General features: G+C 62.5%; 13 protein-coding genes and 1 pseudogene. 11 read left to right on the top strand and 3 right to left on the bottom strand.

Annotated features, from left to right (window positions below):
- Nucleotides 1–112 precede the first annotated feature (112 nt).
- Nucleotides 113–1,210 (top strand): asparaginase, encoded by a 1,098-nt coding sequence (locus tag ACAX43_RS10050; protein WP_370708225.1) that lies wholly within the window; start codon nt 113–115, stop codon nt 1,208–1,210.
- A gap of 21 nt (nt 1,211–1,231) precedes the next feature.
- Here ACAX43_RS10050 and ACAX43_RS10045 read toward each other — a convergent pair whose 3' ends face one another.
- Nucleotides 1,232–2,011: a hypothetical protein gene (locus ACAX43_RS10045; protein WP_370708224.1), complete on the bottom strand. Its 780-nt coding sequence runs from the start codon at nt 2,009–2,011 to the stop codon at nt 1,232–1,234.
- Nucleotides 2,012–2,112: 101 nt separating this feature from the next.
- Nucleotides 2,113–3,069, bottom strand: a complete 957-nt coding sequence (locus ACAX43_RS10040; RefSeq protein ID WP_370708223.1) for a chemotaxis protein — start codon at nt 3,067–3,069, stop codon at nt 2,113–2,115.
- A 403-nt stretch (nt 3,070–3,472) separates the two neighbouring features.
- Here ACAX43_RS10040 and ACAX43_RS10035 point away from each other — a divergent pair.
- From ACAX43_RS10035 to ACAX43_RS10020, 4 genes and pseudogenes are all read left to right on the top strand, one after another.
- Nucleotides 3,473–4,032: pseudogene (locus ACAX43_RS10035) on the top strand (DUF4142 domain-containing protein).
- 346 nt (nt 4,033–4,378) lie between these two features.
- Nucleotides 4,379–6,106, top strand: a complete 1,728-nt coding sequence (locus ACAX43_RS10030; RefSeq protein WP_370708222.1) for a tetratricopeptide repeat protein — start codon at nt 4,379–4,381, stop codon at nt 6,104–6,106.
- A gap of 102 nt (nt 6,107–6,208) precedes the next feature.
- Nucleotides 6,209–7,234, top strand: a complete 1,026-nt coding sequence (locus ACAX43_RS10025) for an aldo/keto reductase (protein WP_370708221.1) — start codon at nt 6,209–6,211, stop codon at nt 7,232–7,234.
- Nucleotides 7,235–7,364: 130 nt separating this feature from the next.
- Nucleotides 7,365–7,682 (top strand): single-stranded DNA-binding protein, encoded by a 318-nt coding sequence (locus ACAX43_RS10020; protein WP_370708220.1) that lies wholly within the window; start codon nt 7,365–7,367, stop codon nt 7,680–7,682.
- Between the two features lie 12 nt (nt 7,683–7,694).
- Here ACAX43_RS10020 and ACAX43_RS10015 read toward each other — a convergent pair whose 3' ends face one another.
- Nucleotides 7,695–8,585 (bottom strand): LysR family transcriptional regulator, encoded by an 891-nt coding sequence (locus tag ACAX43_RS10015; protein WP_370708219.1) that lies wholly within the window; start codon nt 8,583–8,585, stop codon nt 7,695–7,697.
- Between the two features lie 109 nt (nt 8,586–8,694).
- Between ACAX43_RS10015 and ACAX43_RS10010 the strand changes: the two genes are divergently transcribed.
- The 6 genes from ACAX43_RS10010 (at nt 8,695) to ACAX43_RS09985 (ending at nt 21,982) form a co-directional block, all read left to right on the top strand.
- The gene (locus tag ACAX43_RS10010; protein ID WP_370708218.1) at nt 8,695–10,461 is read left to right on the top strand and encodes an acyl-CoA dehydrogenase family protein; all 1,767 of its coding nucleotides are present in this window, start codon (nt 8,695–8,697) and stop codon (nt 10,459–10,461) included.
- A complete protein-coding gene (locus ACAX43_RS10005; protein WP_370708217.1) occupies nt 10,458–11,666 on the top strand; it encodes a CaiB/BaiF CoA transferase family protein in 1,209 nt (402 codons plus the stop codon). Before ACAX43_RS10010 ends, ACAX43_RS10005 begins: the two co-directional genes overlap by 4 nt.
- 76 nt (nt 11,667–11,742) lie before the next feature.
- Nucleotides 11,743–13,056, top strand: a complete 1,314-nt coding sequence (locus ACAX43_RS10000; protein WP_370708216.1) for an MFS transporter — start codon at nt 11,743–11,745, stop codon at nt 13,054–13,056.
- Between the two features lie 379 nt (nt 13,057–13,435).
- Nucleotides 13,436–14,050, top strand: coding sequence for a hypothetical protein (locus ACAX43_RS09995; protein ID WP_370708215.1), 615 nt, complete (start codon nt 13,436–13,438; stop codon nt 14,048–14,050).
- Nucleotides 14,051–14,289: 239 nt separating this feature from the next.
- Nucleotides 14,290–20,175 (top strand): excinuclease ABC subunit UvrA, encoded by a 5,886-nt coding sequence (gene uvrA / locus ACAX43_RS09990; protein ID WP_370708214.1) that lies wholly within the window; start codon nt 14,290–14,292, stop codon nt 20,173–20,175.
- 811 nt (nt 20,176–20,986) lie between these two features.
- Nucleotides 20,987–21,982: a GlxA family transcriptional regulator gene (locus tag ACAX43_RS09985; RefSeq protein ID WP_370708213.1), complete on the top strand. Its 996-nt coding sequence runs from the start codon at nt 20,987–20,989 to the stop codon at nt 21,980–21,982.
- Nucleotides 21,983–21,996: the final 14 nt, after the last annotated feature.

Raw genomic sequence — 21,996 nt, 5'->3', positions numbered from 1 at the left:
AACCCGTCGTGCAGCGCGGACTTGGTTCCAGCGAAAGACGAACGTAGAATCGCTCGCATCACGACAATTCATAGCGATCGCAACAACCGAAGCGATCAGGAGGAGAACGAAAATGACCTTGCGCGAAACCGGGCCGATTGCGGCGACTGTCTATCGCGGCGAAGCAATCGAGAACACGCATGTCGCCCACGTCGCGGTGGTTCAGGCCGATGGCCGCCTGCTGTATTCATTCGGCGATCCGTCACGTATCACACTGGCACGCTCAGCGGCGAAGCCCGCGCAGGCTTTGGCCGTGCTAGAGACCGGCGCGCTCGAGCGTTTCGGTTTCGACGAAACCGATCTCGCGTTGATGTGCGCTTCGCACAGCAGCGAGCCGCGCCACGTCGAACGCACGCGGCAGATGCTGGCCAAAGCGCAGGTCAGTGAAGCGGATCTGCGTTGCGGCGGTCATCCACCGCTGTCCGACGCCGTCTACGTCGACTGGCTGAAGCGCGATTTCAAGCCGGGCCCCGTGTGCAGCAACTGCTCGGGCAAGCACGCCGGCATGCTGGCCGGCGCACGTTCGATCGGCGCGTCGATCGAGGGGTATGAACAGCCGGCGCATCCGTTGCAGGTACGCGTGAAGCATACCGTCGCCGAAGTGTGCGACTTGCCGGACGACGCAGTGCAATGGTCGATCGACGGCTGCAATCTGCCGACGCCGGCGTTCGCGCTCGACCGACTCGCGCGCCTGTTCGCGAAGCTCGCTGCTGCGCAGGACGCGGCGTCGGTCTCCTCTTCCGCTGCTTCTTCCATTTCGCCACGCACCGCCGCGCTCGCCCGCATCTATCGTGCGATGGCGGCGCATCCGGAATGGGTAGCGGGCGAGGGGCGCTTCTGCACCGCGTTGATGCGGGCGTTCGATGGTGCGCTGATCGGCAAGGTCGGCGCCGACGGCAGCTACGCAATCGGCGTGCGGGCTTCGCGTCGGACTGCGCAGCTTGGCGCCGACGGTGCGCTCGGTATTGCGGTGAAGGTGGAGGACGGCAACATCGCGATGCTCTATGCGGTCGTTGCCGAACTGCTCGCGCGTCTCGATATCGGCAGCCCAGAGCAACGTGCGCAACTTGACGCTTTTCACGCGCCGCGGATGATCAACACGATGGGCATCGAAACGGGCCATCTGGCATTTTCGCTTGCCCTCGAAGCGCATGCGCGCCCTCAGGCGTGAAGGCGCGCGGAAAGGCGTCGTCTAGACGTCGTCTTTCTTGAAGTGCGACTGTATGGACACCAGTTGATCGTCGCTGGTGGCCACGATCCACCGGCGGGCGCGCTCGACCATCAGGCGATTGTGATCCTTCAGCGCGCCCATCGACACGGCGGTTTTCCACGCGACCGGTGCGGCGCGGCTGGTTCTGCCTGACGGCGTACCGACCAGCAATGCATAGGGCCCAAGCGGCAGCGAGACGAACGGCATGGCCGGCTTGACGCGCACGCGCCAATCGATGAATGGCGAATCACTGAAGAGAAGTGGCGTGGGCAGACCATGCAGCACGGTGAAGTCATAGAGCGCGAGCTGTTCGCGCATTGGCATGTAGACCCGGCGAATATCGTCGACGAGCGCCGCGCGGATTTCGTCGTCGAACATGGCCTCCTGGGCGTAGCGGTCGACTGCTTGCTGCGCATCGTGCTGATAGGCGCTGAAGATCGCGAGGTCGATGCAATCGTGAACGGCGCGTTGGACTTCTGCAGCGGAACCGGCTTCTTCGGGTTTGCCGAGTTGCGCCGCACGCAGGAAGCGGGCGAGGGCGGCGTCCTGGGTTGACGGCCCGGTGGCCAAGGGGTCGTCGGTGGCGTCTTTGTCTAGCGGGACGTAGAGGTATTTTTCTGCCGCGAAGCGGGATTTTTTGCCGTCATCGAAGGTGATCTCGCCGGTGGCGCAGTTTATATAGCGAGTGCCGACTTGGCCGTGTTCCCACACGTAGTTTTTCAGGAAGGGGCGTAGGGGATGGAGTGGGTCTTGGTGCTGCATTTTGCCTTTGCACTCCGTACGGGTTGGGTTGGGGTATGGTCACATAGAATTTGGTTTTTATCGGATTTTTTTGCCTGTGCGGCAGGCAAAAGCCCCCATCATTACCCCCCAAGCGCATTACGAATAGCGTCAGCCAGCTCGGCAGCGGCAAACTTGGCCACGTACCCATTCGCTCCGGCATTCTTCACATGCGCCTCATTCGCCGCGCCGGTCAAAGAAGAATGAATGATCACGGGAATATCCCGGGTCCGCGCGTCAGCCTTGATCTGACGGGTCAACATAAACCCATCCATCTCCGGCATCTCGAGATCGGTCAACACCAACGCAATACTGTCCGTCACCCGCGTACCCGTAGCCTGCGCTTCACGCGCGGCTTGCTGCAACGTATTCCACGCCTCCTCGCCGGTCCTGGTCATCACGTAATCGGCGCCGATCGCGCTCAGCGCCTGTTCGATCAGCTTGCGCGCAAAGCCGGAATCGTCAGCGGCAAGAATTTTCGCGCCATGGCGAATGCCAAGCGCCTCGCCAACGGAGGTCGGGTCGACACTCGGATGCTGCGATGGAAACACGTCACGCAACACCTGCTCCACATCGATCACCTGTGCGAGCCGCGAGTCGCCGGTATTGCCGTCGATCCGCGCGATGCTCGTCACCAGATTGCCACCCGCCGCGCCCTCGGCGGACAGCACCTGATTCCATTCGAGGCGAACGATCTCGTCCACATCCTCGACCGCAAAGGCCTGCGTCGAGCGCGCGAATTCCGTCACCAGCAAAATGTTCAAACCCCGCGTCGGCTCGCATCCCATCAGGCGAGGCAAATCGATCACGGGAATAATTTGCCCCCGAATGTCGACTGCGCCCATCACGTACGGTGAAGCGCCGGCGATCGGCGTCACCGTCGGCATCGTCGAGATTTCACGCACCTTGAAAACGTTGATGCCGTACAGCTCGTGCGCGTCGCTGCCGGGAACGGAACCCAGCCGATACAGCAACAACTCGAATTTATTGGAACTCGTCAGGTTGCTGCGTTCGTCACTCGCGCGGTGATCTACTGCCATCAAATCTCTCCAGGAATTGCGGTGTGCGGGGTGCGCCATGCATGCGTTACGTTCGACCCTGGCGCGCGCCCTATCTTTTTGTTATCGGCGCCGCAGCGGGAAAGTTCAGTGAGTTCAGGCGGTTTGCTGAGGTTCTCTGGTTACCACGCAGATGCTATGCGGGTCAGGAAGACAGCGGCGGTATTACAGCAAAGATGGGTAATTCATATGAAGGTTACCTGGCGTTACAGAAGCGACAGCATCGTCTCACCTGCTGAATAACGCGCCTCCTAGAATGCACAGCGATAGGAGCGCGGCGCCGCCGGCTAGTCGCAAGCGAACTGCAAGGTAATCATGCAATCGCACGCGCGGGCCAAGGCGCACACGCATCGCAGCCATTTCGCTTCCGCTCCAAGGAGAACGTATGATCCGCTTGCCTCTCGCCGCCGTTACCAGTGCCTGCATGGCCGTCTTCTGGTCGTCGCTGCCGCAGCCAGCGCTCAAACTGCGCCGGCCCCGGCAGCAGCGGATGCCGGTCGTCTGCATGCCGCCGACCAGGCATTCATCGCCGACGCCACCCAGGCCGTCGCCACCCAACGCGACGCCGCGCGCATCGCCACGTCGCGCTCCACCGACCGCGACGTCAAGGCATTCGCCGAACGCGTGTCGCGCGACAACGCGAAAATCTCGGACGCGTTGCGCGCAGCCAGCCCGCGTGGCGTCGACGTGCCGAAGAACGACCCGGACACGGCGGTGCTCGCAAGCATCAACAACCTGCGCGGCGCCGACTTCGACAAGACCTATATCGAGCAGGTCGCGCTCGCCGGCGAACAGAAGGCCTTGTCGGCATTCCAGGCGGAAATCGCTTCGGGCCGCGACGAGCAACTGAAAGACGCGGCGAAGAAGGCGCTGCCGACCATCCAGGCGCACTGCGCGATGGCCCAGGATCTCGCGAGGCGTAAGCATCTGACCACTGCCCAGTAAGCCGCACACGTGGAAAAGTAAGGCACCCTGCGCGCGTCACGTTGCGGCGTGACGTGCGTCATAGCGGTATCACCACGCGGCAAGAACACGGCGAAAGAACACGGCGAAAGAACACGGCGAAAGAACACGGCGAAAAATCGCGACGTAATAGAGTCGCCATCAAGACCGGCAGCCGCCTTTTAGCTCGCGCTCAATCACGAGCATGTGCATGTAGCACGCTGAATTGCATTCTTTTCGGCGATAATCGGCTTCGTTCTTTTGAACCTGCCCTGCGCGGCGTCCAGCGCGATTCAGGCGGTTCGAAAGCGGTTTCCCGATTCCACGCGTATTCAATCAAGCTCACCTCATGAGCAAGCCCGCCAATCTGCCGCAACAGTTGGACCACATGCTTCGGCAAGCCGTCGCGCTTCAGCACAACGGTGCATTCGCCGAGGCCGAAGCGCTCTACCGCGAGATTCTCGAACTCAAACCACGTCATTTCGACGCGCTGCAATTGTTGGGCTCGCTCGCGCTGCAAGCGGGCCGTCTGCAAGAGGGCATCGAGCTGCTCGGAAAGGCACTCGCCATCAATGCGAAACAGGCGCCGCTCCATTCGAATCTCGCCTATGCGCTCAATGCCCTGCAACGTTTCGACCAAGCGCTTGCGGGTGCCGATCGCGCGCTCGCATTGCAGCCCAATTTCCCGGACGCACTGAACAATCGCGGCAATGCGCAGGCGGGTCTGAACTTGCCGCTCGAAGCGCTCGCCAGCTTTGATCGTGCGATCGCTTTGATGCCGGATTTCGCGCAAGCCTGGAACAATCGCGCCTGCGTGCTGCGCGATCTGGGCCGTTCTGCCGATGCATTGGCAAGCTGCGATCACGCGCTCGCACTGCAGCCGAATTATCCCGACGCATGGAGCAATCGTGGCAATGCGCTCAGCGATCTCAACCAGCCGCAGGAAGCCGAGCGTTGCTATCAGCGCGCACTTGAACTAGCCCCTGCATTCGCCGACGCCTGGAACAATCTCGGCCTGACCCAGATCGATCTCAACCAGCACGCTCAAGCGCTCTTGAGCTACGAGCGCGCGCTGACCGTGAATCCCGCAGCGGCAGAAACGCACTGGAACGAATCGCTTTGCCTGTTGCAACTGGGGCAGCTGGAAGCAGGGTGGCGGAAATACGAATGGCGTTGGGAGCGCAGCCGCATCAAGGCAAGCAGGCGCGCCTTTGCACAACCGCTTTGGCTGGGTGATTTTTCAATCGACGGCAAAACGATTCTGCTGCACGCCGAGCAAGGCTTGGGTGATACGCTGCAGTTTTGCCGCTATGCCGCGCTTGTGTCGAAGCTCGGCGCAAAAGTCGTGTTAGAAGTACCGTCCGAATTGAAACGACTGATGTCCACGCTCGATGGCGTGGATCAATTGATCGAAGCTGGGCAAACACTGCCGCCGTTCGATTGTCACTGCCCTTTATTAAGCCTGCCGCTCGCGTTCAAGACCGATCTCGCGAGTATTCCGGCACAGACGCCCTATCTGTTCGCCGACCCGCAAGCCGCTCGTGAGTGGCACGAGCGTATCGCGGCACTCCCGGCAGCGCGGTTGAAAGTCGGACTCGTTTGGGCTGGCGGAAACCGGCCGCATGTCGCCGAGCTCCGCAAGAACGACGCGCGCCGTTCGATTGCGTTCGAGCGGCTTGCGCCGATTCTCGATGTGCCGAACGTGCGGTTTTTCAGCCTGCAAAAAGGCCACGCAGCGCTCCAACTGCCTCGCGGCGAGCTGGCTTTCAACGTCGTCGACTACACCGAAGAACTCGACGACTTCGCCGACACCGCTGCACTGGTGGCAAACCTCGACCTGGTGATTTCGGTAGACACGTCCACCGCGCATCTGACCGGCGCGCTGGACAAGCCGGTATGGATTCTGAACCGCTTCGACACATGTTGGCGCTGGATGCTGGAACGCGCCGATACGCCCTGGTATGCGCAAGCGAGATTGTTCCGGCAGCCGGCATTGGGCGATTGGGACAGTGTGATTCGAAACGCACGTGATGCGCTGGTGGCGTTGAGCGCTGCGGCAAAGCCTGCGGCACACTAAGGGACCTCCTCCTCGCGACAATGCGAGTCCGCCGACGCATTTACCCAGACGCGCGTAGACTGAATGTCCCTTTATCGACGGCTAGGCCATGGAGAATCATCAATGGAATACAGACATCTGGGTGCGTCCGGTTTCAAGGTGCCGGTACTGAGTTTCGGCACGGGCACGTTCGGCGGCAAGGGCGAATTTTTCGAAGCGTGGGGCGCCACCGACGTGGCCGAAGCGCGTCGCCTGATCGACATCTGTTTCGATGCGGGCGTCACGATGTTCGACAGCGCCGACATCTATTCGAACGGCGCTTCCGAGTCGGTGCTCGGTGAAGCGCTCAAGGGCAAGCGCGACAAAGCGATCATTTCGACCAAGGCGACCTTCCGTTTCGACGACGGTCCGAACAGCGTCGGCTCGTCGCGTTTTCATCTGATTCAGGCGGTGGACGCCGCGCTCAAGCGTCTTCAAACCGATTACATCGACCTGTTCCAGTTGCACGGTTTCGACGCCAGAACGCCGATCGCCGAAGTCATGTCGACGCTCGACGATCTCGTGCGCGCCGGCAAGATTCGCTACACCGGCGTGTCGAACTTCTCCGGCTGGCACTTGATGAAATCGCAGGACACCGCGGACCGCTACGGCTATCCGCGCTATGTCGCGAATCAGACTTATTATTCGCTGGTCGGCCGCGATTACGAGTGGGAGTTGATGCCGCTCGGCATCGATCAAGGCGTGGGCGCGGTGGTGTGGAGCCCGCTCGGCTGGGGGCGTCTCACTGGCAAGATCAAGCGCGGTCAGCCGTTGCCCGATTCGAGCCGTTTGCACAAGACCGCCGACATGGGGCCGCCCGTGCCGGAAGACTATCTTTTCCGCGTGCTCGATGCGATCGACGAAGTCGCTGCCGAAACCGGCAAGACGGTGCCGCAGATCGCGCTGAACTGGCTGTTGCAGCGGCCTACGGTGTCGACTGTACTGATCGGCGCGCGTAACGAAGAACAGTTGCGGCAAAACCTCGGCGCCGTGGGTTGGAATCTGACGCCCGAGCAGATGGCGAAACTCGACGCCGCCAGCGCCGTGCGTCCCGCGTATCCGTACTGGCATCAGGAAGGATTCGTGGAGCGTAATCCGAAGGCGGTTTAAGCGCGTTTTTTCGGCAAACATCGCCGGCGTTTCCTTCACCCGTGCGGGTGGCGCCGCTTAACGTGGGATCATATGCGCCGTGCTGGGCGATATTGCTTTTTGCACGGTACGGAATAACGGGAGCAGGGCGATGATCGATGGACTGGTGGGCGGGCGGTTGTACGGCGAGGCGCAGATTCGCACGGGACAGAATGGGAAGCGGTTCGTGACCTGCAAGGTGCGGGCAACCACCAATGATGGCGATACGATTTTCGTCAATGTGATTGCGTTCGACGATGACGTGCAAACGGCGCTGCTCGCGCTGGGTGACGCGGATAGCGTCGCCCTTAGCGGGGCTTTGACGCCTAAGGTTTGGACCGACAAGAACGGGTTGATCAAACCGGCTATGGATATGGTCGCCCACAGGGTTCTCACGGCTTACGAGGGGCGCCGCGAGGGCGACGATTGAGACGCTTTTTTCTTACCGAGGGACACGCCCGGCGTCGCTGAGATACTCGACGAACCGGTCCGCGACAGGCTCCGGGCCGCCGCCCCTGCGCAATAGCAAAACCTGCGACAGAAGCGTTTCGCCGCGCAGGGGCAAAAAGCAAACCCGCGGGTCCTGCACCTGCCGCAAGGTAAAGGGCACCAACGCCACCCCCATCCCAAATCCGACCATCGTCACCACGGTCTGCCACAAGCGCGCCTCATGGCGAATCAAAGGGCTGAAGCCCGCGCCCACACACTGCGCAATGATCAGATCGTGATAATGCGGCGACACGGTGCGCGGAAACAGAATGAACGGCTCCTGCGCCAGCGCTCGCAGATCGACCCTGCGCTTTCGCGCCAGCGGATGATCGACCGGCAGGCAACACAAAAACGGCTCGGAAAAAATCGGCGTCGAAATCACACCCGAGGGAAAATTGCCCCAATGCGCGCAGCCCATGTCGATCTGCATTCTCTGGATCGCATGTACCTGCTCGCTGGTGTTCATCTCCTTGAGCACGATTTCAACGCCCGGGTAGTCTGCCTCGAAGCGGCTCACTGCCTGCGGCATACCACGGTACAACATCGAATTCACGAAGCCGATCCGCAAGCGGCCGGCCAGGCCGTGAGCCGATCGAACCGTGATGCGTTCAGCTTCGCTAGCCTGCAGCAGTAACCGGCGCGCTTCGCCAAGCAGCACCTGCCCGGCATTGGTCAGCGCGACCGTCTTATTGGTGCGCGCGAGTAGCTGCACGCCGAGCTGTTCCTCGAACTTGCGGATATCGAAACTGAGCGCCGGCTGCGAAATGAATAGCCGCTTGGCCGCGCGGCCGAAATGCAATTCCTCGGCGACCGCCACGAAATAGCGCAATTGCTTCAGGTCCACGGCAGTCTCCAGTTCTTTTATCGATAAGCTACATCTATCGTACCGGATAAAAGTTGTATTAGACGATTATCGAAGCCGCTTCTATGCTCCTTCCACAAAGGAGACACGCATGAGCGAAATCACCGCGCAGCCGGCACACGGCTCGTCCAATATTCCCGACAGCCGGGGCATCAACTTCTTCAGCAGCGATCCCGACCTCGCCCGTTTGCTCACCTTGCATCTCGGCGAGGCGCTTTACCAGGAACTCGAAAGCCAATTGGTCTCGCTGGGCCAGCGCGCGTCCGATGAACTCGACGTCTGGGCACTGTCCGCCGACAGGAATCCGCCGCAATTGCGACATCGCACGCGACGCGGCGAGGCGCTGCAAAGCATCGACAAGCATCCCGATTACGTCGCGCTGGAACGCGTGGCCTACGCGGAATTGGGGCTCGCGTCGATGAGTCATGACACCCGCGAAGGAAAGAAAGCGCCGCCGCCGCTGGTCAAATATGCATTGACCTTCCTGTTTGTGCAGGCGGAATTCGGCCTGTGCTGTCCCGTCAGCATGACCGATTCGCTTACGCGGACGCTGCGCAAGTTCGGCGCGCCTGAACTGATCGCGCGATTTCTGCCGATGCTGGCGTCGCGCGATTTCGACACGCTCTTTCAAGGCGCGATGTTCATGACCGAGCAGGCAGCGGGCTCCGACGTCGCGCGTATCGCAACGCGCGCGGCGCGCGAACCAGGCGCGAACGGCGAAGAAGCGTGGCGTCTGTACGGCGACAAATGGTTCTGCTCGAACGCCGACGCCGATCTCGCGATGGTGCTTGCGCGTGCGGACAATGCGCCGGCCGGCATCAACGGCCTCGGCTTGTTCCTGTTGCCGAAAACGTTGCCGGACGGCTCGCGCAACAGCTATCGGATCGTGCGTTTGAAGGACAAGCTCGGCAGCCGTTCGATGGCGAGCGGCGAGATCGTGCTGGAAGGCGCCGTGGCGTATCTGATCGGCGAAGTGGGGCGCGGCTTCCATCAGATGGCGGACATGATCAACATGTCGCGTCTGTCGAATGGCGTGCGTGCGGCGGGTTTGATGCGTCGCGCGCTGACGGAAGCGCTGCACATCGCGCGTAACCGCGAAGCGTTCGGCCGCAAGCTGATCGATATGCCGTTGATGCAGCGGCAATTGCTCAAGATGATGCTGCCGGCCGAACAGGCGCGTTCAATGTTCATGCGGATCGCCTTGCTGCTTGAGAAGGCCGACGCGGGCGATCGGCAGGCGGCGAAATGCGTGCGTATCCTCACGCCGCTGATCAAATTCCGCGCTTGCCGCGATGCCCGGCGCGTGACCGGCGACGCGATGGAAGTGCGCGGCGGCACCGGCTACATCGAAGAGTGGAGCGACGCGCGCCTCGTGCGCGACGCGCATCTCGGCTCGATCTGGGAGGGCACCAGCAACATCGTCGCGCTCGACATCGCGCGCGCGGCGAAACGGGATGGCGCGCTCGAACCGCTGCGCGCGTATCTACAGGATCTGCTGGGCGAAGCCGGCTTGCCCGCCGGGAGTCTCAAGTTGTTGCGGCTTACTTTGACGCGCGCTTGCGATGCACTGGCAGGCGTCGCCGAATCCGGCCGCGACGAATCGGTCCGGCAGGCAGGCACGGCGTTGTATCACGCGAGCACCGCCGTGCTGATGGCCTGCGAAGGCGTGCGCCTCGCGCCGGACTTCCGGCGTCTTGCGCTCAGTCATCTGGTGTTGCGGCACAAGCTGTTGCCGTCCGATCCGCTCGACCTGCAAACCTCATCGGATGAAAGCGGCGTGATCGATGCGCTGGTCAATGCACGCAGCGTCACGCTCGATCAGGCGGCGCGACTGCTGCCGGCAGGGAGCGGGCAATGACCGGACACGCAATGACCGAACGTGCGAGTCTGGGCGCGTTGCAAGGCATCAAAGTCATCGACCTGAGCCGTGTACTCGGGGGCCCCTACTGCACGCAGGCGCTGGCCGATCACGGCGCCCAGGTCATCAAGCTGGAGCCGCCCGCCGGTGATGAAACGCGCGGCTGGGGGCCGCCGTTCCACGGCGACACCGCGTGGTATTTCGCCGGTGTGAACCGCAACAAGCAGGGCCTCGCCGTCGATCTGTCGTGCGACGAGGGCCGCGACATTTTGTGGAAGCTGCTCGCAGACGCCGACGTGCTGGTCGAAAACTTCAAGCCCGGCACGCTCGCGCGCTGGCGCATGGATTACGAGCGCGATTTGCGCGAGCGCTTCCCGAAGTTGATTCATTGCGCGGTATCGGGCTTCGGTCCCGATGGCCCGCTTGGCGGCTTGCCCGGCTACGACGCCGCGATTCAGGCGATGACCGGCTTGATGAGCGTAAACGGCGATCGCGACGCTCCGGCGATGCGCGTCGGCTTGCCGGTCGTCGACATGGTCACCGGTTTGAATGCGCTCGCGGGCATTCTGCTGGCGCTGGCCGAGCGCACGAAGAGCGGGCGTGGCCAATCGATCGATATCGCGCTGTACGACTGCGGCGTGTCGCTCCTGCATCCGCACTTACCGAACTATTTCGGCTCGGGCCGCACCCCGCAGCGCAGCGGCAACGCGCATCCGAACATCACGCCTTACGACAGCTATCGCACCGCGACCGCGCCGATCTTTCTCGCCGTGGGCAACGACCGGCAGTTCGCGCGGCTGTGCGCGCATCTCGGCGCAGCGGAACTGGCCGACGATCCGCGCTACGTCGATAACCGCAGCCGCTGCGCGCATCGCGAGCCGCTGAAGGCGGCGCTCGAAAGCTTGCTCGCCTCGCACGACTGCGAGCCGCTCGCGCACGCGCTGATCAATGCAGGCGTGCCGTGCGGGCCGGTGCAAACCGTCGACGTCGTCGCGCGTCATCCGCATACGCTGCATCGCGGCATGGTGATCGAGATGGGCGAGTATCGCGGCACCGCGTCGCCGATCAAGCTGTCGCGCACACCGGCCACGTATCGAAGTGCGCCGCCGACCCTCGGCGGCGACACGCGCGAGGTACTCGACGCACTGGGCATCGACGCGGCGACCCAGCAGCGTTTGCTCGAAGCGGGCGTACTCAAAGCCTGACCGTAAGCAAGCAGTTTTCCGGTGACGGCACGAAGAAGCCGCGCCACTCAGAAGAACGACCTTGGAGACGAAACACATGAATCGCGCACCAGACGACCACGCCGCAGGGCGGCAACCCACTCGCGCCGCGGCCGCGGCATTTGTGGGCACCACGATCGAGTGGTACGACTTTTACATCTACGCTACAGCGTCGGCGCTGATTTTCGGCAAGCTGTTCTTTCCCGGCAGCGATCCGTTTTTCGCCACGCTGGCTTCGTTCGGCACATTCGCGGTGGGCTTTTTCGCGCGACCGTTCGGGGGGCTCGTGTTCGGCCACCTCGGCGACCGCATCGGCCGCAAGAAGGCGCTCGTGGCGACGCTGGCGATCATGGGCGTGGGCACGGTCGGCATCGGTTTCCTGCCGACCTATGCGAGCGCCGGCGTATGGGCGCCGGTGTTGCTGGTGCTGCTGCGCGTCGCGCAGGGCATCGCGATCGGCGGCGAGTGGGGCGGCGCGGTGCTGATGGCAAGCGAACATGCGCCGCAGGGAAGGCGTACTTTCTTCGCTTCGTTTGCGCAGCTCGGCAGTCCGGCCGGATTGATCCTGTCACTGCTCGCGTTTCGCGCGGTTGCATCCATGGATAAAGAAGCGTTTCTCAACTGGGGCTGGCGCTTGCCGTTTCTCGCGAGTGCGGTGTTGCTGGTGGTGGGTTTGCTGATCCGCGCGGGTGTCGACGAATCGCCTGAATTCAAGGCCCTCAAGGCACAACGGCGGGTTGCCGCGCTGCCGGTCGCCGAGGTGGTGCGCGACGCGTGGCGCACGGTGTTGTTGTGTCTCGGTGCGAATGTGATCGGCGTGGCCGGCGCGTGGTTCGTCAACACGTTCATGCTGAATTACACGACGCAGACGCTTGGGCTCGATCGGTCGCTGATTCTCGATTGTCTGTTCGTGGTGGCGTTCATTCAGTTGTTCACGCAACTGGGTTCGGGGTGGTTCGCGCAACGGATCGGCACAGGACGGTTTTTGAAGGGGGCGGCGGCGTTGGCGATGCTTTCGCCTTATCCCATGTTCGCTCTGGTATCGACCGGGCGGCCGGTTGCCATTGTGGTCGGCATCGCGCTGGCAGTGATGTGCATGTCGAGTTCTTATGCCGTGATGGCCGGGTTCATGTCGAACGCGTTCCCGGTGAGGGTCAGGTATTCGGCCATTTCGCTTTCTTATCAAGTGTGTGCCGCGCTGGCCGGCGGATTGACGCCTTTGATCGGGACCTTGCTCGCGCATCGGTATCCGGGCGCCTGGTGGCCGTTGGCCGTGTTTTATAGTTTTCTGGCGGGCGTGTCGCTGGTTTGTATTGGCACGTTGGAGCGCCGCAAGCAGGGTGCGGCGCGAGGTGTCGTCGAAGTGGCCTAAGAAAAAGGTATAGCTGGGATATATCCAGCTGAATGCGCAAGTCCCTTACGATCGAATCGAAGAGTGCATAAGGCCACGCAAAAATCTGTCATGGCCGATGTGCAAGCGCAGGCCGGAAGCGGCGGCACACGAGTGACATTGCAAGATGCGCGACGATCGTGGCGGCCCGCAGGCGCATTCGTGGCGAAAGTGGACGCGCGCCCGAATACTTGAAGCCGGTAAGCCGGTAAGCCGGTAAGCCGGTAAGCCGGTGAGCCGCGCCGGATCGAGTTTGTGCGAGGCGAGCAGGGTCTGCGCGTAGATAACTCTTCTAGGGCGATTCGTCGATGACCGTTTGATCGGTGAGTCGGGACGTGGGCCGGGAATAGGGAGTATCGAGATGAGCGTAACCGTCGTTCAGCGCAAGGCAGTCGATGCTGGAGAATATGGCGTACCGGGCAACGTGCGTGACGCAGCGTCGTCCGCACAGGAGGCACTGCAATCGAAACCGGATGAGCAGTCGGCGAGGCAGCACTCGATGCGTGAGCTGCTTCGTTCAGGGAAGGACCTGGCAAAATATGAAGCGCTGGGCAGCGCGCAAAAATCGGCACCGCCGGCGGGCACCGCTTCGCGGGCGATGCCGGACGAGCGGCCGGCCTTGCAGCCGTCCACGCTGGGCCGAGTCCAGCATGCCATGGCGCGTCAGCATCGTGCCCCGGACGCCCGTGCCGGCGACCCGGCAGCCGCGGCTTTCGATACCGCTGCGGCAACCGGCGAGAGAAATGGGGTGGACGTATCTGCTTTGTCGTCGGGGGTTGCCGTGTCGGGCAAGTCAGTCCCATCAACGGACAGCGGTGCGGGGAGGCTGGTTGACCAATACGACGGCGGCAGCCGCAAAGAATCACTTAACTATACTAACGATCAACGCGCGGCAGAGCAGCTTGCGAAGTATACGAGCCTCACGTTGACAGGCATGCCGCCGGCAACCGTCAAGGATAATTCACGCTACGGTTGAGTCGATGCGTAGTTGCCCGAGTCGACGGCCGTTCCCAAAGCGGCTTGGAGCAGCCCCAGGAACGGTACAGACAAATGGTGCCTCGCTTGGGCACGCGATAGAAAACTGTATAAATATACAGTATAGTATCCCGTTGCAACCCGGCCTTTGGCGTGTCCATCCGCCAGCCGGTGTCCCGAACTTGCGCGGTCGCGAGGCGTCCGTGAGAGGTGATCCACTCATTCAGACGGTCGGAAAAATTGGCATCTAACGGAATCATCCGCATTCGCGGCGCGCGCCAGCACAACCTGAAGAACGTCGATCTCGACATACGAACCGGCGAAATGACGGTCGTCACGGGGCCGTCCGGTTCCGGCAAATCGAGCCTCGTGTTCGACACGTTGTACGCGGAAGGGCAGCGGCGCTACGTCGAAACCTTCAGCGCCTACGCCCGGCAGTTTCTCGACCGCATGGACCGCCCGCAAGTCGACCGGGTCGACGGCGTGCCACCCGCCATCGCGATCGACCAGACCAATCCGGTGCGCAGTTCGCGCTCCACCGTCGGCACCATGACGGAGCTCAACGATCACCTGAAGCTGCTCTATGCGCGCGCGGCCGAGCTGTTCGATCGCAAGACCGCGCAGCAGGTGCGCCACGACACCCCGGAGACGATTTACGCGGAACTGCTCGAGCGCACCGCGGAGCATGATCCGCGGCTGGTCGTCACGTTTCCGGTCGAGTTGCCGGAATCCGCGTCCGAGCAGGAAGTGGAGCAATGGCTGTCGGCGAGCGGCTACACGCGCGTACAGGCGCAGCGTGAAGTCGATTCGCCCACCGGCAAGCGCAAGCTGCTCGACGTGGTGGCCGACCGCTTCCGCTTGAGCTCGGTCGACAAGCAGCGGGTGGTCGAAGCCATCGAGGCGTCGCTCAAGCGCGGCGGCGGACGCGTTGACATTTACGTGCTGCCCGCCGCACCGGAAGCACCGGAAGCGAAAGAAGCCGAGCCGCAAATCTGGCGTTTCTCCACCGGTCTGCACAGCCCCGAGAGCGACCTGCGTTACGCCGACCCGCAGCCGGCGCTGTTCTCGTTCAACTCGGCGTACGGCGCGTGCGAAGTCTGCCGCGGTTTCGGCCGCGTGATCGGCGTCGACCTGGGTCTGGTGATTCCCGACGCGCGCAAGACCCTGCGCGACGGCGCGATCAAGCCGATGCAAACACCGGCCTGGAAAGAATGCCAGGACGATCTGATGCGCTATGCGGCGAAAGCCGATATCCGCCGCGGCACGCCTTGGGGCGAGTTGACGGAGGCCGAGCGCGACTGGGTCATCAATGGTTCGCCGGACTGGAACGGCAAGTGGCAAAGCCATTGGTACGGTGTCAAACGCTTCTTCGAGTATCTCGAATCGAAGGCGTACAAGATGCACATTCGCGTGCTGCTGTCGAAGTACCGCAGCTATACGCCGTGCGAAACCTGCGGCGGCGCGCGTCTGAAAACGGAATCGCTGTTGTGGCGCCTCGGCAATAAAGCAAATGCGGACGAGGTGCTCGCACCCGAGAAGCGCTTCATGCCACGCGGCGTCGAGTGGAGGCGTCTGCAGCTCGAAGCCTTGGCGGGTCTGACCGTGCACGATCTGATGCTGATGCCGATCGAGCGCATCCGGCGGTTCTTCGACGAGATCAGCCTGCCGAGTGCCTTACTCGACGACGCACTCAAGCTTTTGCTCGCGGAAGTGCGCACGCGCCTCAAATATCTGTGCGACGTCGGCCTGGGGTATCTGACGCTCGACCGGCAAAGCCGCACGCTGTCGGGCGGCGAGGTGCAGCGGATCAATCTGACCACGGCGCTCGGCACGTCGTTGACCAAAACCCTGTTCGTGCTGGACGAGCCGAGCATCGGCCTCCATCCGCGCGATCTGAACCGGATCGTCGAAGCCATGCATCGGCTGCGCGACGCCGGCAATACACTCGTGGTGGTCGAACACGATCCGTCGGTGATGCTCGCGGCGGATCGCCTGATCGACATGGGGCCGGGGCCGGGCGAGCGCGGCGGTTCGATCATTTACGACGGCGCGCCTGAGGCGATCCGCTCGTCCGGCACGCTGACCGGCGAGTACCTCGGCGGCCGCCGGCATGTGGCGGACGCGGCCCACTGGTCGCAGCGTCCGGTGGATGCCGGCACGCCGCGCATCGTGCTGGAAGGGGCGACTGAACACAATCTGCGCGACGTCACGGTCGAGATTCCATTGCAGCGGCTTGTCTGCGTGACGGGGGTGTCGGGTTCCGGCAAATCCACCTTGCTGCAAGACGTTTTGTATCCAGCGATGGCGCGGCACTTCGGCCTCGCCACCGAATCGCCCGGTGCCTTCAAAAGCCTGACGGGCGCCGACCAGGTTACGGACGTTGTATTCGTCGACCAATCGCCGATCGGCAAGACCGCGCGCTCGAACCCGGCCAGCTACGTCGGCGCATTCGACGAAATCCGCAAGCTGTTTGCCAAGGCGCCGCTCGCACAGCAACGCGGTTACGGCCCCGGCATGTTCAGCTTCAATTCCGGCGACGGGCGCTGCCCGACCTGCGGCGGCTCGGGCTTCGAACACATCGAAATGCAGTTCTTGAGCGACGTTTACCTGCGTTGCCCGGATTGCGATGGGCGCCGCTATCGCGCGGAACTGCTCGAAGTGAAAATCGAGCGCGGCGAGCCGGCGCGTGCCTTGAGCATCGCCGACGTGCTGGAACTGACGGTGAGCGAAGCCACCGCCTACTTCGCCAAGGATGTCGAAGTATTGCGCGTGCTGCAGCCGATCGTCGACGTGGGTCTTGAATACGTGAAGCTCGGCCAGCCGGTGCCCACGCTATCCGGCGGCGAAGCGCAGCGGCTCAAGCTCGCCGGTTTCCTCGCGGAATCGGCACAGGCGCGCACCGCGCGCAGTGCGAAGCAGGCGGTCGCAAAACGCCTGTTCATGTTCGACGAGCCGACCACCGGCCTCCATTTCGACGACATCGCCAAGCTGATGCAGGCGTTCGGCAAGCTGCTGGCGAGCGGCCATTCGTTGATCGTGATCGAACACAATCTCGACGTGATTCGCGCGGCCGACTGGCTGATCGACCTCGGCCCTGAAGGTGGCGATGGCGGCGGCAGGGTGCTGTGCGCGGGTACGCCGGAAGACGTCAAGAATTGCCCGGAATCGCATACCGGCGAGGCGCTGTTGCAATACGACCGTGCCATGAACGCAGCGGCCGGACCTGCGTCGCAGGGTATTCCGCTGCAAAAGGCACTGAGCGCGGCGCGCGCGCGGCGGGTGATCGAAGGCGAGGACGTGGTGCGCATCGTCAATGCGCGCGAGCACAATCTGAAATCGCTGGACGTGGACATCCCGCACGGCAAATTCAATGTGATTACCGGCGTGTCCGGTTCGGGCAAGTCCACGCTGGCCTTCGACATTCTGTTCCACGAAGGGCAGCGCCGTTACCTCGAATCGCTGAACGCGTACGCACGTTCCATCGTGCAGCCGGCCGGGCGGCCTGAAGTCGACGCGGTGTATGGCATCCCGCCCACCGTCGCGATCGAACAGCGTCTGTCGCGCGGCGGCCGCAAGAGTACCGTGGCCACGACTTCCGAAGTGTGGCACTTCCTGCGTCTGCTGTATGTGAAGCTCGGTTTGCAACATTGCATTCACGACGGCACGCCGGTCACATCGCAAAGCGTCGAATCGATTGCGGCGCAGTTGCTGCGCGATCACAAAGGGCAGCACGTCGGCTTTCTCGCGCCGCTGGTCGTGAACCGCAAGGGCGTCTACACCGACCTCGCGAAGTGGGCGAAAGCGCGTGGCAATACGCATCTGCGCGTGGACGGCGAATTCGTGCCGGTGGACCCGTGGCCGAAGCTCGATCGGTTCCGCGAGCACACCATCGAGTTGCCGGTGACCGACCTCGTCGTCTCGGCGGACAACGAAACCGAACTGCGTGAGGCGCTCGATCAGACGCTGGAAATCGGCAAGGGCGTGATGCATCTGCTGGCGCCGCTCGACGGTTTGCACGACACGATCCGCGGCGGCCATTCCACGGCTAAACTCGGCACCGTGAAGGTGCTGTCCACCAAGCGCGCGTGTCCGGTATGCGGCACGAGCTACCCCGAACTCGACCCGCGCATGTTTTCGTACAACAGCAAGCATGGCTGGTGTACGACCTGCGTCGGCACAGGCCTCGCATTGACGCGCGAACAACGCGCGGCGTACGACGATACCGTGATCGTCGAAGACAGCCGCGGACGCGAGCAGAGCTTGCCGTCGGAGGAGCAGGAACCGGAAGGCCTCGTCGACGAGCCGTGTCCGGATTGTGTCGGCACGCGTCTGAACCCGACCGCGCGCGCGGTCACGTTCGGCGAGCGTGCCATCGTCGACGTCGCGCAATGGACGGTGTCCGACACGCGCGCGTGGATCGACACGTTGGAGATGAGCGGCCGCGATGCGGAAATCGCGCGTGACGTGGTCAGCGAAATCGGCAGCCGCCTGCAATTCCTCGAAGAAGTCGGGCTCGGTTATCTGAGTCTCGATCGCGCGGCGCCGAGCCTGTCGGGCGGCGAAGCGCAGCGCATCCGGCTTGCCGCGCAACTGGGCAGCAACCTGCAAGGCGTGTGCTACGTACTGGACGAGCCGACCATCGGTCTGCATCCGCGCGACAACCAGATTTTGCTCAACGCTTTGCGCAAGCTGGGCGAGAAGGGCAACACACTGGTAGTCGTCGAGCACGACGAAGATACGATTCGGCGTGCCGATCACATCATCGATATCGGACCGGGCGCGGGCAAGCGCGGCGGTACGCTCGTCGCGCAAGGGAGTGTGGCCGATCTGTCGGCGCAACCCGATTCGCTGACCGGACAATTTCTCGCGCATCCGATCGTGCATCCGTTGCAGCCCCGCCGCAAGGTGGTCGCGCCGGGCAAACGTGCGGTCGCGGTGCCGGAGAACTGGCTGACGGTGCACGGCGGCACGCTGCACAACCTGCGCAACGTCACGGTCGGCATTCCGCTTTCGCGTCTGGTGGCAGTGACCGGCGTGAGTGGTTCAGGCAAGTCGACGCTCGCGCGCGATGTACTGATGGCCAATTTGCTGGATGCGGTGGGACGCTCGGTGCTGTCGTCGCCCGCCACGCGGCGTGCGCGCGCGGCGGCCGAAACCCAGCCGGCTGCGAACCGCCGCTCGAGCGTGTTGGCTCGCACGGCGCCACGTGCGCCGCTGAACGTCACGCATGCATGGCAAGGATGCGATTCGATCAGCGGCTGGGAAACGATCGACCGCGTGCTCGAAGTCGATCAGACACCCATCGGCAAAACCCCGCGTTCGTGTCCGGCGACCTATATCGGTGTGTGGGACGCGATTCGCAAACTGTTCGCCGGCACGCTCGAAGCGCGTGCGCGTGGCTACACCGCATCGCGTTTCTCGTTCAACACCGGGGAAGGTCGTTGCCCCGCTTGCGAAGGACAAGGTGTACGGACCATCGGCATGAGCTTCCTGCCCGACGTAAAGGTGCCGTGCGACGTTTGTCACGGGCAACGCTTCAATCCCGAGACCCTCGCGGTCACGTGGCGCGGCAAGAACATCGGCGAGGTGCTGACCATGGAAATCGACGAAGCCGTCGAGTTCTTCGCGCCGATTTCGAACATCGCGCATCCATTGCAGTTGATGAAGGATGTCGGCCTCGGCTATCTCACGCTCGGCCAACCATCGCCTACGTTGTCGGGCGGCGAAGCGCAGCGGATCAAGCTGGTCACCGAGTTGAGCAAGGTGCGCGACGACATCACGCGGCGCGGTCAGAAGCCGCCGCACACGTTGTATGTGCTGGACGAGCCGACGGTCGGCTTGCATATGGCGGACGTCGCGAAGCTGATTCGCGTGCTGCATCGTCTCGCGGACGGCGGCCACAGCGTCGTCGTCATTGAGCACGATCTCGACGTGATCGCCGAGGCGGACTGGATTATCGATCTCGGTCCGGAAGGCGGTGTGGGTGGCGGCACGATCGTCGCCGCTACGGATCCGGAAGGACTGTCGCGCGTCGCCGCCAGTCATACCGGCGCCGCGTTGCGGCCCGTGCTCGCACGAACGCAGAACGACGCGGCAATGGTCGCAGGCGAGGGAACGAACGGCTAAGGCAAAGGAGCGCTCTTCGGACGATGCGGCGCAAGCGTATCGCGACTGGTTTGCGAACGGGTTTGCCATCGATGCCGCGCAGTTGACGCATTTTTATCGGCTGCTCGGCGTGCTCGGCTTCGAGTAGGTGCTCGTTTTGCGGCCCGTTTTAAGGACGCTGCACGGCGGTGCTGCAGGCGGCGTTCAATCATCTGATGTTTTCGAGGCATGACGCGAATGACCGTCGCATTAAGTCATATGAAAAATCCGGATGTTTCAATATAGAAACATTTTTAGTCGATTGAAAATTCAGCATCGAAATACGCAATCAGAAATGTATCGGTAAATGTGCGGCTTACCACATTGGCAGCGTCTATAAATTCCCGGTTTGCGAATAAAGGCCGGATTGAACGTTCATTATTCGCGAGCTCTGGTGTTCAAGTTTGAAACATTTCCATGCGAGTCAAGCGAATAGGGGTCGCAATTCCAGTGATCACGAGATAAATCCGATAGCGACGGAACAGCCTCGAAAGCGAGTCTGCATAAGCTTCCCAAGCCTGGAGAGGAGCTTCGGGCCGGTATCATTTGCCGCTGTCCGGAGCGCTTTGCGAACAGTCATATGAAACACGCAATAATGGGTTTCTTCATACATTGGATTTCTTTATTCTGTTTTGATTTTCAAATTTACTATAGCGAGCCATTCCGCTAACATCACGCATAATCCGTTAAACGGCGTTGCCGGCGGTTTTCACCCGCCGTAATTCAATTCGACCATATCGACCGGCCGACGGGGCAGCGGGGTCCACAACGTACGACTGATTGGGGAAAGATCATGCCGCACATGCACCTTGATACTGCGAGGATTACCTGGTTACATACGCCGACATTGAACGTGCGTAGTGCAGCGCGGCGAATCGGCGTGTTGCTGTTCGACGGCTTCTGGCTGCTCGGGCCGGGCACGGTGGTCGAGATGTTCCAGACCGCCAATGAACTTTCGGGCGCGCGAGCCGGCGACGAGCCGCCTTACGAAGTGCAGTTTCTGTCGATGGACGGTGGCAGTGTGGCCAGTTCTTCGTCGGCGCGAATCTGGACCGACCGTATCGACACACGCTACGGCAGCGGTTTCGACGTGTTGTTCATCGCAGGCGGCTACGGCGCGCATGAGGCCGCGCGCGACGAGCGGCTGCTGGGCTGGCTGCGCTCGGTGCAAACCCGTACCCGCGCGATCGAGACGATCGGCGAGGGCCGTCTCGTGCTGGAAGCCGCCGGGCCGGCCGAGCATGACAGCTTGCAGATCAACCGCTATCTGGGCAGCGCCACGACCGACGCCGCGTTCAGCGCCGCCAACGATCGTAACGACTGTGCGCGCAGCGCGCTGATGGTCATCAAACGGGACCTCGGCGCGGAACTCGCGCGCGGCGTCGCCGATCGGGTGATGCCGGGCATGGCCGCCACATGGATACCGTTGCCCGCGGAAGGCGGCACACTCAGCGTGGCCGAAAAAATCCGTGCCGCTGCGCGCTGGATGGAGGCGAACTGTGATCGTCAGGTGTCGGTTGCCGATGCCGCGCAAGTGGCCGCAATGAGCGAGCGAAATTTTCTGCGGCGCTTCAAGCATGAAATGCAGGTCACACCTTCCGACTATCTGCTGCAGGTGCGGCTGCGCATTGCCTGCAACTTCCTGACCGAAACAGAATTGCCAGTCGACAAGATCGCGCGCCGCAGCGGCACCGGCAACGGCGATCGCCTCGCGAAGATCTTCCGCAAGCGCATGGCGCTGTCGCCCACCGAATATCGCGCGCGCAGCCGGGTGGCGACCGAGGCTTAGGGTTGGGCAGGTGT

The organism is Paraburkholderia sp. IW21 (assembly GCF_041321145.1).
Taxonomy (GTDB): Bacteria; Pseudomonadota; Gammaproteobacteria; order Burkholderiales; family Burkholderiaceae; genus Paraburkholderia.
Note: the sequence above shows the minus strand (reverse complement) of the source record. Positions and strands in the feature narration are given on the sequence as shown.